We start from the raw sequence: 17,787 nt of genomic DNA on the forward strand, positions 1-17,787 counted from the left end.
AAAAATATCGGGATGAAAATAAGAACCAGACTTACCCTGCTTTTTACCTTAATCACTGCAATGCTTTTAAGTATTTACAGTATTTCGATCTATTATTCATCAAAAGAAGCCAGAGAAAAATCTTTTTACAGCGAACTTCAGAACGAGGCGATTGCCAAGGCTGATTTATTTTTCCGAAGCTCCCTTCCGGAACAGGAAATGCATAAGCTTTATAAAAACAATACCAGAACATTGAATGAAGTTCAGGTTGCCATTTATAATTCCAATAAGCAATTGATCTATCATGATGATGCCAAAGTAGATTATGTAAAGGAAACTCCGGAAATGCTAGCTCAGATATTTCAAAAGAAGAAAATCAATTTCTTTTTAAATGATTTGCAGGTGATCGGGATGACCTATCATTATGAAGGAAAAACATATGCAGTAACTGCAGCAGCCTATGATCAATACGGATATGATTATCTGACACATCTTCTTACCATCAGTATTATTTCATTCTTCAGTATTCTCATATTAATTTATCTGGCAGGAATATTTCTTTCCAAAAAAGCATTAAGTCCGCTCAGTGAAATGGTTATTCAGATTAAAAAAATTACAGCCGGAAAACTTCAATTGCGTCTGAAAACTACTAAGGAAAAAGACGAACTTAATGAGCTTGCTCAAAATTTCAACGGAATGCTGGAACGGCTTGAAAATTCTTTTGATTCACAAAAACATTTTGTCTCCAATATTTCACATGAACTGAGAACTCCCTTATCCGCCATTATTACTGAGTTGGAACTGGCTTCAGAAAAGGATAAAACCAAAGAAGAATATCGGGAAACCATCCAATATGCACTGGATGATGCCCGAAATATGGTAAAATTGTCGAATAGTTTAATGGATCTTGCCAAAGCAAGCTATGATCCCAATGAGATCAGTTTTTCGGAGGTACGTCTTGATGAAGTTCTTCTGGAATCTTATACCAAAATCACCAAAGAAAATTCAGGATATAAAGTTTCTTTAAACATAGAAGATTCCGTGGAAGAGCATCAGCTTATCATTCAGGGAAATGAATATCTTCTTCAGGTTGCCTTCAACAATCTTATTGACAATGCCTGCAAATATTCACCGGAACACACTTGCCTGATTGATGTAAATACCAATTCAAAAATTCTTACAATGCGTTTTACCAATACCGGCAATAGCATTAACAAAGAAGATTTACAACATATTTTTGAACCTTTTTACAGAAGCGAAACGTCCAGACAGGAAAAGGGCCATGGAATAGGATTATTTCTCACCCAGAAAATTATTCTGCTCCATAATGCAAAAATTACGGTGCTATCAGAAGGTAACGAAACTATTTTTGCAGTGATATTTGATATTGTATAGACAACCGAAGAAATTAAACTTCAGAATCAACTTTTTTATTCTTTTTTTTACGTTGGTAATAAATATTTCTGATAAAAATCACACTGCTGGTCATAAAAGGGATCATGTGAAACAATTGTCTGAGCAAAAGATATCCTGATTTTTTTTCATCTACAATACTTTCCATACCTAACCCAACAAAAAACAGGGATATAAGAAGTAAGATTAATTGTATTTTCCAATGCATTCTTATCATATTGTAAAAATCTTCTTAATGGTTAGAAACTCTGCTAAAAATAGTTGTTCCAATACTCGCTGTAATCACGCAGGCAATAGAAATCCACTGTAAAAAAGATAATTCTTCAGCAAGAAAAACCAATCCGGAAAGCGCTGCAAATGCAGGTTCCAGGCTCATCAGAATACTGAAAGTTTTTGCAGGAAGTTTTTTCAAGGCCATCATTTCCAGTGAAAAAGGTAAAGCACTCGAAAGAATAGCCACACCAAGCCCTTTCATAAAAATCGTCGCAGTAATATTAAAAACAGCACCATCCCATATCGTGAATGGAATAATCACAAGACTTGCAAAGATCATCCCTGTAGTAACCGCATCTTTTCCATCCATTATTTTGGAAACTTTTCCACCCATGATAATATAAAGCGCCCAGAAGACTCCTGCGAGAAAGGCAAGTCCAAGTCCTAATAAATCTACATGATCACTTTTCCAAGGAACAATCAGCAGAATTCCTACACATGCCAGTAACGCCCAGATAACATCCAGCAGTTTTCGGGACAATGCCAATGCAAGAAATAAAGGACCTGCAAACTCTACAGTCACCGCCAATCCCAGCGGAATTCTTTGAATAGCCATATAGAAAATAAGATTCATTGCAGCCAGTCCAACTCCATAGATTGCACAGTATTTCCATTTCTGACGGTCAAATTGTAAAAATTTAGGACGGTTAATCAACGTAAGCAAAACCGCAGAAAGTACAATTCTTAAAGTAACCGTACCAATAGCTCCGATAGCGGGAAAAAGCTGCTTTGCAATGGAAGCTCCTCCCTGCACACAGATAATCGCTAAAAGCGTAGCTGGTATTGCTAAGTTTGATTTTTTCATTTCTAAAATATATAATTCAAAAGGTATTGGAAGGAAGTCTCCGGGATTAAACAAGCTTTTATTTCATATGACAAATTGTAAAATTCGACCTACAAAAATCAGCTTCCAAATGTATTGAAATTTTATCTCTTACCATGGGTACAGTTTACATATATTAACAAGATATAATAAATATTTCCTGCAGGATCATTAAGAAAAACAGGAAGTAACTTTCTCTAATGATTTTCTAATAACATTCTAAAGCTTCTCTAACGGTAAAAAAAAAGAGACCGTTCTACTTTTGCACAGTAAAAAATAAAGCATATGGACTCAGATCCTTACAGTAATTATCAATCTTAAAAGCTTTAGTTGTACTCACTTTTCCCGTACAGCTGAAAAGCTTTATAACAAAAGGAAAAGTTATGACTACATTAGAATTTACTCTTCGTCTCCTTACCGCATTTGCTCTGGGTGCCAGCATTGGTTTTGAAAGACAATGGCGCCAGAAAAGTGCTGGTCTCCGCACCAATACATTGGTATGCCTTGGCTCCGCAGCATTCGTACTTCTTTCCATCAGAATCGGAGGCGATGCTACAGGTAGAATAGCTTCTTATATTGTAAGCGGGATTGGTTTTTTAGGTGGAGGCGTTATCATGAAAGATGGTCTTACCGTGAGGGGGCTCAATACAGCAGCCACCATCTGGTGTTCGGCCTCTGTAGGTGCTCTCAGTGCTATGGGATTTCCCGTGGAAGCAGCCATTACCAGTGGATTTATTATCCTCACTCATATCACCCTTCGTCCTTTAGGCGTAAAACTGGGCAACAATATCAACAGCAGAAACCATTATACAGAATACCTTCTCAGCATCAAATGCAAAAGTGAAGTAGAAAATCACATCCGCGTGCAACTGATGCAGTCTCTGAGCGGAAATGATAAAGTATTGCTGAAATCTCTTACCAGCGATGATAATGGGCTGCCTGAAAACGCCATCATTACAGCGGAAGTTCATGCTTCTACTCCGCAGGACAGTTTCATGGAAAAAACAGCCAGCAGATTAACGATTGAAGACAAAGTCATCAAAGTAAGCTGGGAAATTATAGGTACCGAAAACGATTTGTAACATTAAAAACAACCTTTGAAGCGATGTTAAAAAAATCTTCAAACAAAAATCTCAATTCCGCGGCTCTTGTAAAATTGAAAGAAGCTGCAGCCGAGAATGAAAAAATGGTGTATGCCCTGCTGGAAACCTCAGAAGAAGGACTCAGTGAAAACACCGTAAAAGACCGTCTGAAAATTTATGGTAAGAATGAAATTGCTACCCAAAAAGCGCCCTCATGGGTAAGACAATTTGCTCATTCTTTCTTTAATCCATTTAATTATATTCTGGCCTGCATTGCCATCATCTCATTATTTATTGATGCTATTCTTGTCCCTGCAGGAGAAAAAGATTTCAGTACAAGTATTATTATTTCGGTGATGCTGCTCTTCAGTACTGTTTTAAGATTCATTCAGGAATTCCGAAGCAACAAAGCGGCAGAAGCATTAAAAAAGATGGTAAAAACAAGCTGTCTTACCAAAAGAAAATTTAATGAGAGCGAAGAAATAGAAATCACTGAAATTGTTCCCGGAGATATTATTGTTCTGTCCGCAGGTGATATGGTTCCGGCCGACTGCAGAATTCTTAAAAGCAAAGATCTTTTCATCAGCGAATCCATTCTTACAGGAGAAGCTCTTCCGGTTGAAAAAAATGCACTTCCTATCAAAGATGCCCAATACCGTAATCCTCTCAGCCTTCAGAATATCTGTTTTATGGGAACCAATGTGGTAAGCGGATCAGCAACGGTTGTTGTAGCCAATACCGGTATTTTCACCTATTTCGGAAGCATCAGCAGAAGTCTGGCTTCTAAAAGACCTGAGACTGCATTTGATATCGGAGTTAATAAAGTGAGCTATCTGCTGATCAGATTTATGCTGATCATGACTCCTGTTATTTTTCTGATCAACGGATTGGTAAAAGGGGACTGGATGCAGGCTTTATTGTTCGCCATTGCCGTAGCTGTGGGATTGACTCCTGAAATGCTTCCTATGATTGTCACGGCCAATCTTGCCAAAGGTGCAGTCAATATGAGTAAAAAGAAAGTAATTGTTAAAAGACTCAATGCCATCCAGAATATCGGAGCTATGGATATTCTGTGTACCGATAAAACAGGAACACTTACGCTGGATAAAATTGTATTGGAAACCCACCTCAACGTTCGTGGTATTGAAGATGATGAAGTATTAAAATGGGGCTACCTTAACAGTTTTCATCAAACCGGCCTCAAAAATCTGTTGGATCAGGCTGTTCTCGATCATGCTGAAGTTCACAATATGATGAGGGCAGATGAATTGTATCAAAAAGTGGATGAAATTCCTTTTGACTTTGAAAGAAGAAGAATGTCTGTCATCCTGAATACATCAAAAGGAAAGCATCTTATGATCTGCAAAGGGGCAGTGGAAGAAATGCTTCCTTTATGTCAATATGCCTTAGACCCTGGAGATGATCGCAGCCTGCATGTTGAGAATGACAATAGTGTTCCGTTGGATGATCTTATGAAACAACAGATTATCAGAATGTCTGAAAAGCTCAATGCTGAAGGACTTCGTGTATTGCTAATTGCCATCCGGGAATTTGACGGTGATCATCCATTGAATTATTCCGTTGCCGACGAAAATAAACTTACCCTTACAGGATTTATGGGATTTCTTGATCCTGCAAAACCATCAGCAGAACCAAGTATCAAAGCTTTACACAAGCTTGGTGTAGAAGTGAAAGTAGTAACCGGAGATAATGATATTGTTGCTAAAAAAATATGCCATGATGTAGGAATTCCTATCAATACCATTATGCTGGGTGATGAACTGGAGCATATGACTGATGATGAACTTTGCAAGGATATGGATCTCTATTCTGTTTTTGCTAAAGTAAGCCCGTTACAAAAAAAACGTATTGTAAAAATATTAAGATCAAAAGGTCACACCGTTGGTTTTATGGGTGACGGTATTAATGATGCAGCAGCTATAAAAGAAGCAGACGTGGGAATCTCTGTGGATACCGGAGCAGACATTGCCAAAGAAAGTGCAGATATCATTCTGTTGGAAAAAGATCTGATGGTGCTTAGAAGCGGAGTAATTTATGGAAGAAGAACTTTCGGGAATATCGTCAAGTATATCAAAATGACGGCCAGCAGCAACTTCGGAAATATGTTCAGCATGATTGGAGCCAGTGCACTACTTCCGTTTCTTCCTATGCTTCCGCTACAGATTCTGACACAGAATTTACTGTATGATGTATCACAATCCTCCATCCCATGGGATACAATGGATAAAGATTTTCTGGAAAAACCTAAAAAATGGGAAGCTGCAAGCATTAAAAAATTCATGCTGTATATAGGTCCTTTGAGCTCCATTTTTGATTATGTCACGTTTGTCGTACTATTTTTTATTTTCAAAGCCAATACACCGGAACAACAAGGGTTGTTTCAGACAGGCTGGTTTGTGGAAGGTTTATTATCTCAAACCTTGATTGTTCACATTATCAGAACGAAGAAAATTCCATTTATCCAAAGCTGGGCCGCCACACCAGTTGTTGCTTTAACAAGTTTAATCATGCTGATCGGAATTATGGTTCCTTTCACTCCAATGGCAGTGTATCTCAAAATGCAGCCTTTACCTTTGAGCTACTTCCCTTATTTAATAGGAATTCTTACAGGATATTGTGTTTTAACCCAGTTTGTGAAACAATGGTTTATCAGAAAATTCGGGCAGTGGCTTTAGTAACAAAATTCATTGCTAGCAGATCTATCAATAAAATAATGGTTATAAATAACTTATATGAGAAAAACAGTCTTAACAATGGTACTTTTGACAATTGTTACCTCTTGTAAAAATTCCAAAAGTGAAACTCCGCAGGATCAGGATCTCCTCATCAAAAATAATCAGGTCACCGTTCCGGAAACCCATCCCGTTTTCAAAAAAATTAAAACACAGGTCGTTACTGAACAGGAACACAGTGATGGAGTGATTTCAGCGGGAACAATCCAGGCAATACCTAATCATTATGCGGAAATTGCCAGTCCTTTTTCCGGAAGAATTACAAAATCTTTTATTCAGCTTGGACAAAATATTTCGGCAGGAAGCCCTCTTTTTGAAATCCTTTCTTCAGATTATTTTTCGGTTCAAAAGGATTACACAGATGCGTTAAATGATGTACAGCTTGCAGAAAAAAATTACAGACGCCAACAGGATCTTGTAAAACATGGAGTGGGTATTCAGAAGGAACTGGACGAAGCAGAAACTGATTTTAAAAATAAAAAAACATCCCTCTCCAATACTTCTTCTGCGTTGAAGGTATATAACAGCAAAGGCGGAGGTATAGGAAGTCCTCTTTTGGTAAGAGCACCCATTAACGGAGAAATTATTTCCAACAAAATTGTCAACGGCCAATATCTGAAAGGAGATGCAGATCCGGTAATGATCATCGCAGAATTATCAAAAGTCTGGATTTCCGGTGATGTAAAAGAAAAAGACATCCGCTTTGTGAATAAAGGAGATCAGGTTTCTGTAAAGGTAAGCGCCTATCCAGACAGGAATATTACCGGAAAAGTATACCACATCAATGAAATTGTAGACGAAGATACCCGAAGCATCAAAGTCCTTATTGAATGTAACAACCCGGACAGAAAACTAAAGCCGGGCATGTACGCTACAGTCAACTTTTCAACAACTCCTGAAAAGACAGTAATGATTCCCGTAACCGCTTTAATGCAGCAGGATAACTCTCAGTATGTATGGGTAAAAACAGGCAAGAGCCAATATACAAAACGTGCTGTCACAACAGGAGAAACCGATCAGAAAACAGTAAGAATTATATCGGGATTAAAATCCGGAGAAACCATCATGACTGAAGGAGGAATTTATATGCTGGATGCGAAATAATGTAAAAGAAAAACTATGAAGAAATTACTAACAATCTCGATACAGAAGAGATGGCTCATGCTTGCCCTTTTCCTTTTACTGGGATTCTTCGGGTATTATTCCTGGACCAGGCTATCCATAGAAGCCTATCCCGATATCGCCGATGTAACTTCCCAGGTGGTAACACAGGTTCCGGGCTTGGCTGCCGAAGAAGTAGAACAGCAAATCACCATTCCTTTGGAAAGATCTCTGAACGGACTTCCGGGAATGCATGTAATGCGAAGCAAAAGTACCTTCGGACTATCCATCATTACTATGGTTTTTGATGATGGTATAGACGATTACTGGGCACGGCAGCGTATTCAGGAAAGACTGACGGATGTGGAGCTCCCTTATGGTGCACAGCCCGGATTAGATCCTCTCACCTCTCCTATTGGCGAAGTTTATCGTTATATTATCGAAAGTAATAACCACAGTCTGCGGGAACTTACGGATTTACAAAAATTTATAATTATCCCCCGTATCAAACAGGTTTCAGGAATTGCCGATGTGACCAATTTCGGAGGAATTACCACGCAGTTTCAGATTGAGCTGGATCCGCATAAACTTGAACAATACGGACTGTCACTTTCTGAAGTTACTGAAACCATCTCCAAAAATAACGTAAGCGCCGGAGGAAGTATGCTTCCCCGCGGAAACCTTGCGTATGTAATCCGCGGAATAGGTTTGGTAAAAGATTTAGATGATCTTGGAAAAATTGTAGTCAAAACCCAAAACGGAGTTCCAGTTTTCCTGAATGATGTAGGAACATTAAAATACGGGAATCTGGAAAGGAAAGGAATTCTTGGCTACACCGACAGAAACCGCAATTATTCTGAAAGTGTGGAAGGAATCGTGCTTTTATTGAGAGATCAAAACCCATCACAAGTGCTGGAAGGAGTACACAAAGCTATTGAAGAATTGAATAATGAAACACTTCCTCCCGGTGTAAAGATCCATCCTTTTCTGGACAGAACAGACCTTGTCAAAACAACGCTTACAACAGTTTCCCATACGCTTACCGAAGGAATTGTTTTGGTAATTATTGTGCTGATTATATTTCTTGGAAGCTGGCGGGGTGCATTGCTGGTCGCTATTACCATTCCTCTTTCCTTATTATTTGCTTTTATATTAATGCATTTTACCAATATTCCCGCCAATCTGCTTTCATTGGGAGCTATTGATTTTGGAATCATTGTGGACGGAGCCATCGTCATGCTGGAAACCATTCTGAAGAAACGGGAAGAAAATTCTGAAGAGACACTGGAAGAAAAAACCATTACCCAAAGAGTGATTGAGGTGGCAAAACCTATTTTCTTTTCAACCATCATTATCATTACCGCCTATCTGCCTTTATTTGCTTTTGAAAGAGTAGAAAAAAAATTATTTACCCCCATGGCTTTTACTGTTGGATATGCTCTGTTGGGAGCCCTTGCTGTAGCATTACTTCTTATCCCGGGATTAGCTTATGTAATTTATCGGAAACCACAGAAGATTTATCACAATAAATGGCTGGAGAAACTCAGCACAGCCTATGGACAAAGCATTGAAAAAATAATGCAGACTCCTCAAAGAGTTCTCATTCCCATTATGATTGTCTTAGTATCTGCCGGAATTCTCTCCTATCAGGTCGGAAAAGATTTCCTTCCCGAACTGGATGAAGGTTCTATATGGCTGCAGGTACAGCTGCCTCCCGGAATTTCTTTAGCCCAATCAAAAGAAATGAGTGATACCTTACGTTCCCGCACCTTAAAACATCCTGAAATTACGTATATGATGGTTCAGGCGGGACGTAATGATGATGGTACCGACCCGTGGACAGCTTCCCATTTTGAAGTCTCGGTCGGGATAAAACCTTACAGCGAATGGCCCGAAGGAAAAACCAAAGCAGACCTCATCAAAGAACTGGCAGCTGATTATAAAGATATGCCGGGATTTACCGTAGGTTTTTCACAGCCTATGATTGACGGAGTTATGGATAAAATTTCCGGGGCTCACAGCGAATTAGTAGTAAAGGTGTATGGAGAAGATTTTAAAGAAACCAGAAGAATTGCTGAAAATGTATTGTCTACTTTAAATAAAATTCCGGGTTCAGCAGATCTTGCTATCGATCAGGAACCCCCATTGCCTCAACTGCAGATTATTGCCAACAGAGATAAAATTGCCCAATATGGTTTGAATGTAGCCGATGTCGCCGACCTCATTGAGGTTGCACTAGGTGGAAAAGCCATTTCCCAGATCTTTATCGGCAATAAAGTATATGATATTTCATGCCGATATACAGAAGACAGCCGTGACACTCCTGATAAAATCGGAAATCTGATGCTAACCTCAGCTTCCGGAGCAAAAATTCCTTTATCACAGGTGGCAGAAGTAAAATTAAGTACAGGTGAAAGTACTATTACCAGAGAAATGAATAAACGACATCTTACGGTAAAGCTGAATTTAAGAGGAACCGATCTTTCTTCTTTCCTGAAAAATGCACAGGATAAAATTGAAAAAGATATCCAATATGATCATGAAAAATACCAGATCAAATGGGGCGGACAGTTTGAAAATCAAAACAGAGCCTATTCCAGACTGGCATTTATTGTTCCACTGGCATTAGCCATCATGTTTCTGTTATTATATGGTGCCTTTGGAGATTTCAGACAGGCTTTGGTTCTGATGTCTATTGTTCCACTGGCATTATTTGGTGGAATGCTGGCACTCAATATCCGCGGAATGTCTCTGAATGTATCTTCCGCAGTAGGCTTTATCGCGCTCTTCGGAGTTGCTATCCAGAATGGAGTTATTATGATTTCCCACATCAACGATCTGCGTAAGAAAGGATATGAACTGAAACAGGCTGCCATCAAAGGGGCAAAAGACCGTTTCAGACCTGTACTGATGACTGCGACGGTTGCTGTAATCGGGCTTTTCCCGGCATCATTAGCCACAGGAATCGGTTCTGATGTACAACGTCCACTGGCAACAGTAATCGTATATGGATTGATGTTCTCTACTATTTTAACCTTATTCGTGCTGCCGGCTATTTATTTTATGGCTGAACGCCGAAACGAAAAACAAAATTTAGAATCAGATGAAAATTAGAGTTCAGTTTATCATATTATCTGTAGTATTATTGAGCATTACAGGGATAAAGGCACAGGAAAAAGAGCTTTTACCATTTGAAGAATACCTGAACCTTGTCGGAAATAAGAATCTGGGTTATGCCTCTCAGAAATATAATGTAAGCATGGCCGAAGCTGCCATTCAAACCGCTAATATGTTTCCTGACCCTCAACTGGAAATGGAAACCACCAATAACGGAGTGAAGCAGAATATGGGATATGTCTACGGAGCCGCCATTGGTTGGACAATTGAATTGGGAGGAAAAAGAAAAGCTCGTGTTAATCTGGCCAAAAACCAGTCGGAGCTAAGCAAAATACAGCTGCAGGATTTTTTCAGAAATCTTCGTGCAGATGCCAGTTTAGGATATATTGAGGCTTTAAAATCCAAGGCTTTGCTCGAAGTACAGCAGGATTCTTATCAAAACATGCAGCAACTGGCAAAATCCGACAGTATTCGGTACCAATTGGGAACGATAACCTTGGTCACTTCCAAACAGAGTAAGCTGGAAGCAGCTTCTTTACTCAATGAAGTATATCAGGCCGAAAGTGCAGAGCAGCAGGCTCTCACCGGTTTATCTGTATTTCTTGGAGACAGCAAAATAACTGGCAGAGATGTTACCGGAGATTTTAATACCTTCAACAGAGATTTCAGCATTGACGATCTGATTCTTCAGGCATTGAATGAAAGAGCAGATTTATTGGCAGCCAAGCAAAATACAGAAGTTGCCAAAAGCCAGATCAATCTTGAAAAAGCTAATCGTGTCATAGATCTGGGCATCAGTGCCGGAACAGAACGACACACCGAAGCAACGAATGAAATTGCCCCTTCTCCCACTGTAAATGCTGTAAAAATGGGTATCAGTATTCCTTTAAAATTTTCCAACAGAAGAAATGCCGGATTGAAAATAGCAGAAATGGCCCATTCGCAGGCAGAAGTTGAGTATAAACAGATCGAACAGGAGATAAAAGCTGAGGTAACGCAGGCTTTTCAGCAATACACAGCCACTCAGAAACAGCTCAGACAATTTCATAACGGAATGCTTTCTGAGGCCAAAAGTATTCTGGAAGGAATCATTTATAGCTACAAAAGAGGCGAAAGTTCTATTCTTGAAGTTCTGAATGCCCAGAGAACCTATAATAATGTACGAAAAGATTATTATCAGGCTCTTGCCGATAATGCAGCAGCTTTAATTGAACTTGAAAGGAAGGCAGGAATCTGGGATATTCATTTTTAAGCTGGAAGAAGGAAGCAGATGGAGACATCTGGAAACCGATGAATAAATACACGCCATTTAATTAACTTATTAATACTTGGAATATTTATCAAGAAATGACAATCAGCAGTTTAAAAAACAATTGTTACTTCCAACTTCCTGTCTCATATTGATTTTAAAAACATAAATATTAATTCCAGCTTCCATCTTCCAGCATAAAAAAAGCCCTGAAATCTGTTTGATTTCAGGGCTTTTTTTATCTCTTATACTGCGATTCATAAATTTTAATCCAGTCGTCTGCTGTCATTTTTTTACTGAGTTCAGCGATCAGCTCAAAAGGAATATCTTCTGCTTTTTTGAAACGTACACAGGATTTTCCCATATCCAGTTTCTTTTTGGAGTGTTTAGGATATTCTGTCACAAACCAGTCGAGGAGTTCCGGCGTTGAATACAGTCCCATATGATACAATGCTATAAAATTCTTCTGGGAAGCAATATTGATAAAAGGCAGCGGGGTCCCGGGTGCACAGTGATATCCGGCAGGATATTTTGCTAAAGGAACTACCCAGCCTATCATCCCATAATTGGCAGCGTCTTCAAAACCTTTCGGAAGGTTATCGTTCACCGTATCAAAAAGTTTTTTAAAAGCTTCCTGTCTCTCTTCAGGAATTTTTGAGATATAATCTTCTATAGAAACCGATTGAATCTGCATGTGATAATTTTTTCTAAAATACGATTATTTTATAAAATTGTAAACACTGAACATCTGAACCTCCTTGCTGCTCTTTTGAAGGAACATCATTTTGTTAACATTCGGAACATACTGAATCATATTTCCATCTGCAAAACCATAATTCTGGAAGAAGTTTCTGCCTTTATAATCAAGGCTTACTTCCTGAGGTTTCAGATTGGCGAAGTCAAAAACTTTCATAGAAAATCCTGTATTACCAAATGCTCCTTTAGGATAGAAAGCGGAAATATAAAGTTTGTCTCCTGCTTCCACCACATGAATTCTTTTTCCTGTAGAAGTGCCTGCCGCTACAAATTGTTTTACCTCACCTTCTTTATTAAACTTGATCAGCATTCCCGCATCCAGAGAATATACAGGATCCGGGAAACGGTTCATTGCTGTAGGCATCGGTCTTGTTACCGTCTCCTGCTGAACAGCCATTAAAGTTTCATCTCCTTTTACAATTGTTTTGATGACTTTCACATCACTCATGTCTTTACTTCCTGCCAGATTGGTATTGCTGATAACTGCTTTTCCGGATTTCATATCATAAAACATTACCGTTCCGAAAGTACTTGAACCTATAGTAACCGCTGCATTTTTTCTTCCAAAAGTTACCAGGTAATCATTATCATTTTTACTGAATGCATATAATTTTTCAGGAATATATTTATCATCGAATGGAAGGTCTTTATCTTCCGTATTGGAAACCAGTTCCAGCTTGTAAGATTCCTTCCAGCCTGCTGCTTTACGCAATACAACGATTTTCGCTGAGTTCGTTAATGTCAGAGACTTTTCAACATAGTCACTGCTTAATATAATTTCTTTGTTCCATACCGGAGTAAGTGTTCTCAGATCCAATACCAGAACGTCATTTACATTTTCCGTTTTTTTGTTGGCAAATCTGTCGTTGAAGATGGCTGCATATTTCCCGTTTTCTGAGAAAAGGACATAAGTAGTTCCTGATTTATTGGTAGATTCAATACTGTATTTTGCAATACTCTTTGTTGTAAAAGTACCTTCCTTTCTGCTGAAAACATGCTGGAAAACTTCTTTTCTGTTTTCTTTTCCGAAATACTCTTCCGTAAATGCTATAAATCTATCATCATCAATCTGTTGTGACCCCAGATAATTGTGAAGAACACCATTCGTTTTGTTGGCATAATCTTTCACATAAGTATCCACAAGACTTCCGTTCTGATCCAGTTTTCTCATCAGTAATTTCTTATGAGGAAAAACATTTCTCATCAGACCGTCAATATTGATAGCGCTGAACATATAAGCATTGTAATCATCTGCCAGCAACAGTTTATCATCCGTTTCAAGATTGGCATCCACAGTGAATTTTGTTCCTTCCGTTACTTTCGTCTGTGCATAAGAGTACACAGAAGCGGTAATTAATGCCGAAGCAATAATCTTTTTAATCATATCGTTTTCTTTAGTTATTATAAATTTTTTCTTCCAGTCTTTTCAGTTCAAGATTAGCATCGTAGGACAGTTTAATATCTACTAAATGTTCCTGTAACTCATTTAAATATTTCTCTGCTTCCTGGTAATTACCTAACGCAATATTCAATCTGATCAGGTTAAAATAAAGGTATTCTCCGATCTTCTGATTGTAAACTGCTTTCTTATCATTATAATTTACTTTTGTTAAAGCTGTTTTCCAAAGATCAATTCCTTTCTGCATGTTCTCCATGGCAATTTTATTCGGTGCATAATCAGATTTTGCCTGAAGTTTCTTCAGATTGGTCGTCACATAGATATATGCTTTTTCCAGATCATCATACTCTCCTTTATTTTTTACAGTTGCTAATGTGACTGTAGAATTAATGGTCTGATAGCCGAAGTTTTCATTGATAATATTTCTTGTACGGTCAATTGTTCTTTGCAGAAATCTTTTTTCCTGGGCATTCAGATTAATTTCATTAGTTGGAACACTTGCTATTTCAGCAAAATCTGAGAAGTAGGTTTTATCCAGTTTTATGGCACCGTCCTGCTTCGCCGTGATTTTTGTAGGCTGATTGGCAAAGGTTTTTCCCTGATTGTCCTGAAAGTTTGTTCTTTCCATCTCAATCACAATGTCAAGATAATTTCCACCTTTTGAAAAACCAATCACATCGATTTGAGAAGCCAGAATTTTGTTATCCACAATTAAAGCATCTCTCAGGTCGGGCTGCTGGTAAACCGGCATTGGAGGAATATTAAGGACAGGTCTTGAAGGAAGTCTAAGCGTAGGAGCACCGTTGGTTGCGGCAATTTTTTCAACCGCTGACAATTTGCTGTATTCTGCAGATTCAAGTTTGTATTTTTCCTGAAGTTTTTTCACCTCAGCATCATAGTCTTTTAATCTTTCCTGATGCTCATACTTGGCATTCTCAACATTCGTCTGATAATTATCTACCTTTTTCTGATGGTCTTCTTTTGAGATTCTTATGACATCATCTTTTGTAATGTTATAGGGAGACTTTACCGTAATCGTATAATTTCTATTGGAAAGTTCCGTAGGAAAAACCGGCTCTTTTAAAAGCTGAAAACTGATTATTTCTTTATCAATTCGCTGAGCCTGGGAAAATTCGGAATAAAATAATGGTATTAAAAAAAGTAGTTTAAATTTATTCATGGATATTATAGTTTTCGGTGCAAATGTATAATAATTTTATGGACATTTTCTGATAATATTTTGTCCAGTTATTAATAAACCGGTCACAAAAAAGACAGCTGCACAAATGCAGCCGTCTACAGAAATTATTAACTCAAAAAATTTTATTTTTTAATGGCTTTTACTGTTGATTTTGAACCATCCTTAAAGTTCATCGTCACTAAGTATAAACCGGCATTCAATTCACCCAACTGAAGTTCTGTGGTAGGATTGTCAATAGTTTTCACTACTCTTCCCGCTACATCTGTAACAGTTACAGATTTAACATCTTTGATATCCGCAATATGCAGAACATCTTTGAAAGGATTAGGATATACACTCACTTCTTTTTTCTTCAATTGCGTTTCTGAAGTTGATAAAGAAGTAGCTACTTCAAATGTAAAATCAATAAATTCTCCTCTTGAAATAGCAGAACAAGGGTTTGAAGGGGCTGTACTATTATAATCAGTCACCACTCTCATTCTATAAGTTCCCAGAGGTGTTCCTGCAGGCACAGTGATAGATCCCGAAGCATTTGTAATATAAGTGTTAGTAACAAACATTCTTTCTGAAGCTTCAAAAGTTAAATTATTATTCCAGTCTACCCAAACCCCGATTCCACATGTAGGACCACCGGCAGTGAAAGATACTGAAGTACTGGACCCCGGAGCATTGATTATTTTGTTACTGCTTGTTGTTAAGTTTTGATACCCACCTGCAACACTTGATCCAGATGAATAAGCCATATCTACAAGGCCTCCTGTAGAACTGAAGTCAGAAAGCCAGGAATTCTGAGAACTGGATGAAGGCAGACAATATCCCGTTCTGAAAGCAGTCGCTTCACTCCAGATACTTTTATCACTAGCATTACATACAGATCTTACCCAGGCATAGTAATTCGTATCCGTAGATAATGAACTTAATGGTGCAGAAATAGTGGTAGAAGTTACGGAATTGGTAGCATTCAATACCGTTGTAGCATCAGGTGCTGTATTGGTTGTACTGTAATATACTTCGTATCCGTTTGCAGGAACTGAAGCTGGTGCCGTCCAACCGATTGTTGCCGAGTTCATTGTTACGTTTGATGACATAAGTGCTGTTGGTTCAAGGCAGGAAGGAATATTCTGAACGGTAATATTATCAATATAAATAGAACGTGAAGAACCTCCTAAACCATGTTTAAATGCTAACTGTAAATCAGTACCCACGGGAATATTAACGGTATATTGGGTGTGGGTAGTTGTTAAAGTAATAGGAGAACCAATTTGTGTGAAAGAAGCAGGATCTGCAGGGTTTGATAATGTTCCCACTAATAATGTATAATTACTTCCTCCGGCTTTTGCATAAAATCTTACCCTCTTCGTACCATCTGAAAGATTTATAGTAGGAGGTGCAACCAACATTTGGCTACCTGTTGTCCCACTTGAATTATTCATATAATAAGCATTAGGTGCTGAGTAATTATTCGTTGTGGTTACATAACCATATCCTGCAAATGACGCACTTTCTAAATATGCCCAGCAGCTTGGTGCATTCGTATTTGAGCTGGAACCTGTACTTGTGGTATCAAAGTTTTCTGTATATGGAACGGTGAAAGTAGAACAAGCTGTCTTAAATGTGCCTGCAAAAGACCATACACTTTGGCCTGTCGCCGTGTTACAATTGGATCTTACCCAATAATAATAAGTTGTATTGGAGTTAAGACCTCCTATTGTTGTGCTGGTACCTGTTACTCCCGGATAAGTAGGTGCTACTGAGCTCGCCGGTGTTGTGTTTGAAGTACTATGGTATACATCATAACTGGCAGCACTACCTGTCCATGACACTAAAGCAGAATTAGCTGTGATCCCTGAAACCGCCTGCAATACAGGAGGCATACAATCCGAATAAGCATCTGCTGAAAAAGCAAAAATATTTGGTATCCCAGAACCACTTACTTTGGTTACTGTTACACTTTGTACTAGTTTTGCCTGATTGGCTGCATCTATTGCCAGTTCAGCCTGATATAATCTTGGATTAGTTCCGCCTTCAGGAGAAGGAACATCATCACCAGCTCCAGGAGTAGCTCCCGGCTTTTTAATTCTTCCTATCCCCTGGATCGCAAAATTAGGTCCATTATACCAGTCAGCAAGACTGATACCTGAAAACGTCTGCGAGCTGCCATCTGTAAAATTTACCACCACACTTACCGTAGAAGTACCACTTCCACTTACAGCAAGCATATACAGCTTGGTTGCTGCCTTTGGTGTTGTAAATGCCAAAGTTCCGTTATCATTGGTTGCAGCCAGTCTTAAAGAATTATTCGTATTCAAATTTGCTAACTGAAAACTCAATCCGGGCGTGGTTGCCACTACAGAATTAATAATTCCGTCAACAGGAATCCCATACGTAATGGCATTACTTGATGATGTAAGCTGAAAATCTTTAGCTACAAAAGCATAAGAAACTCCGTCTACATCATTATTTGTACTAATTGTTGAAGAACCTATCCCGTTGGCAATCACATCGGCTGTAAAGCCTGAAGAGACCGGCATAGTTTGATAATTCTGAGCCATGAATACACTGGCAGAAAACAGAGCGATAGCAGGTACCACTCTAGAAAATAAATTTATTACCATTTTAATCACATTTGTGGCGAAATTTA

The 17,787-nt window shown here is 38.5% G+C and carries 11 protein-coding genes; 6 read left to right on the forward strand and 5 right to left on the reverse strand.

Annotated elements, in window-relative coordinates; genetic code table 11:
* Nucleotides 1-12 precede the first annotated feature (12 nt).
* Entirely contained in the window at nt 13-1,374 is a 1,362-nt protein-coding gene (locus tag A1704_RS22195; RefSeq protein ID WP_062676182.1) for an ATP-binding protein, read from the forward strand.
* A 250-nt stretch (nt 1,375-1,624) separates the two neighbouring features.
* Here the strand turns inward: A1704_RS22195 and A1704_RS22200 are convergent, their stop codons facing one another.
* Nucleotides 1,625-2,470 (reverse strand): EamA family transporter, encoded by an 846-nt coding sequence (locus A1704_RS22200; protein ID WP_062676307.1) that lies wholly within the window; start codon nt 2,468-2,470, stop codon nt 1,625-1,627.
* A gap of 401 nt (nt 2,471-2,871) precedes the next feature.
* On the opposite strand from A1704_RS22200, the gene A1704_RS22205 reads away from it, so the two are divergent.
* The 5 genes from A1704_RS22205 to A1704_RS22225 are packed head-to-tail and all read left to right on the forward strand — an operon-like array spanning nt 2,872 to nt 11,793.
* A complete protein-coding gene (locus A1704_RS22205; protein ID WP_062676183.1) occupies nt 2,872-3,570 on the forward strand; it encodes an MgtC/SapB family protein in 699 nt (232 codons plus the stop codon).
* Nucleotides 3,571-3,593: 23 nt separating this feature from the next.
* The gene (gene mgtA / locus A1704_RS22210; RefSeq protein ID WP_062676184.1) at nt 3,594-6,266 is read left to right on the forward strand and encodes a magnesium-translocating P-type ATPase; all 2,673 of its coding nucleotides are present in this window, start codon (nt 3,594-3,596) and stop codon (nt 6,264-6,266) included.
* A gap of 57 nt (nt 6,267-6,323) precedes the next feature.
* Nucleotides 6,324-7,427, forward strand: a complete 1,104-nt coding sequence (locus A1704_RS22215; RefSeq protein WP_062676185.1) for an efflux RND transporter periplasmic adaptor subunit — start codon at nt 6,324-6,326, stop codon at nt 7,425-7,427.
* Between the two features lie 15 nt (nt 7,428-7,442).
* Nucleotides 7,443-10,538 (forward strand): efflux RND transporter permease subunit, encoded by a 3,096-nt coding sequence (locus tag A1704_RS22220; protein ID WP_062676186.1) that lies wholly within the window; start codon nt 7,443-7,445, stop codon nt 10,536-10,538.
* On the forward strand, nt 10,528-11,793 hold the full coding sequence (locus tag A1704_RS22225) for a TolC family protein (protein WP_062676187.1): 1,266 nt from the start codon (nt 10,528-10,530) through the stop codon (nt 11,791-11,793). The genes A1704_RS22220 and A1704_RS22225 overlap by 11 nt, the downstream gene beginning before the upstream one ends.
* A 235-nt stretch (nt 11,794-12,028) precedes the next feature.
* Here A1704_RS22225 and A1704_RS22230 read toward each other — a convergent pair whose 3' ends face one another.
* The 4 genes from A1704_RS22230 to A1704_RS22245 all read right to left on the reverse strand — a co-directional run bounded on the left by A1704_RS22230 (nt 12,029) and on the right by A1704_RS22245 (nt 17,761).
* Entirely contained in the window at nt 12,029-12,484 is a 456-nt protein-coding gene (locus A1704_RS22230) for a DUF1801 domain-containing protein (protein ID WP_062676188.1), read from the reverse strand.
* A gap of 24 nt (nt 12,485-12,508) precedes the next feature.
* Nucleotides 12,509-13,930 (reverse strand): hypothetical protein, encoded by a 1,422-nt coding sequence (locus A1704_RS22235; protein WP_062676189.1) that lies wholly within the window; start codon nt 13,928-13,930, stop codon nt 12,509-12,511.
* Between the two features lie 10 nt (nt 13,931-13,940).
* Entirely contained in the window at nt 13,941-15,125 is a 1,185-nt protein-coding gene (locus A1704_RS22240; RefSeq protein ID WP_062676190.1) for a hypothetical protein, read from the reverse strand.
* Between the two features lie 143 nt (nt 15,126-15,268).
* A complete protein-coding gene (locus tag A1704_RS22245; RefSeq protein ID WP_062676191.1) occupies nt 15,269-17,761 on the reverse strand; it encodes a GEVED domain-containing protein in 2,493 nt (830 codons plus the stop codon).
* Nucleotides 17,762-17,787: the final 26 nt, after the last annotated feature.

Origin of the sequence: Chryseobacterium cucumeris (assembly GCF_001593385.1) — a bacterium.
GTDB classification, from domain to species: Bacteria; Bacteroidota; Bacteroidia; order Flavobacteriales; family Weeksellaceae; genus Chryseobacterium; species Chryseobacterium cucumeris.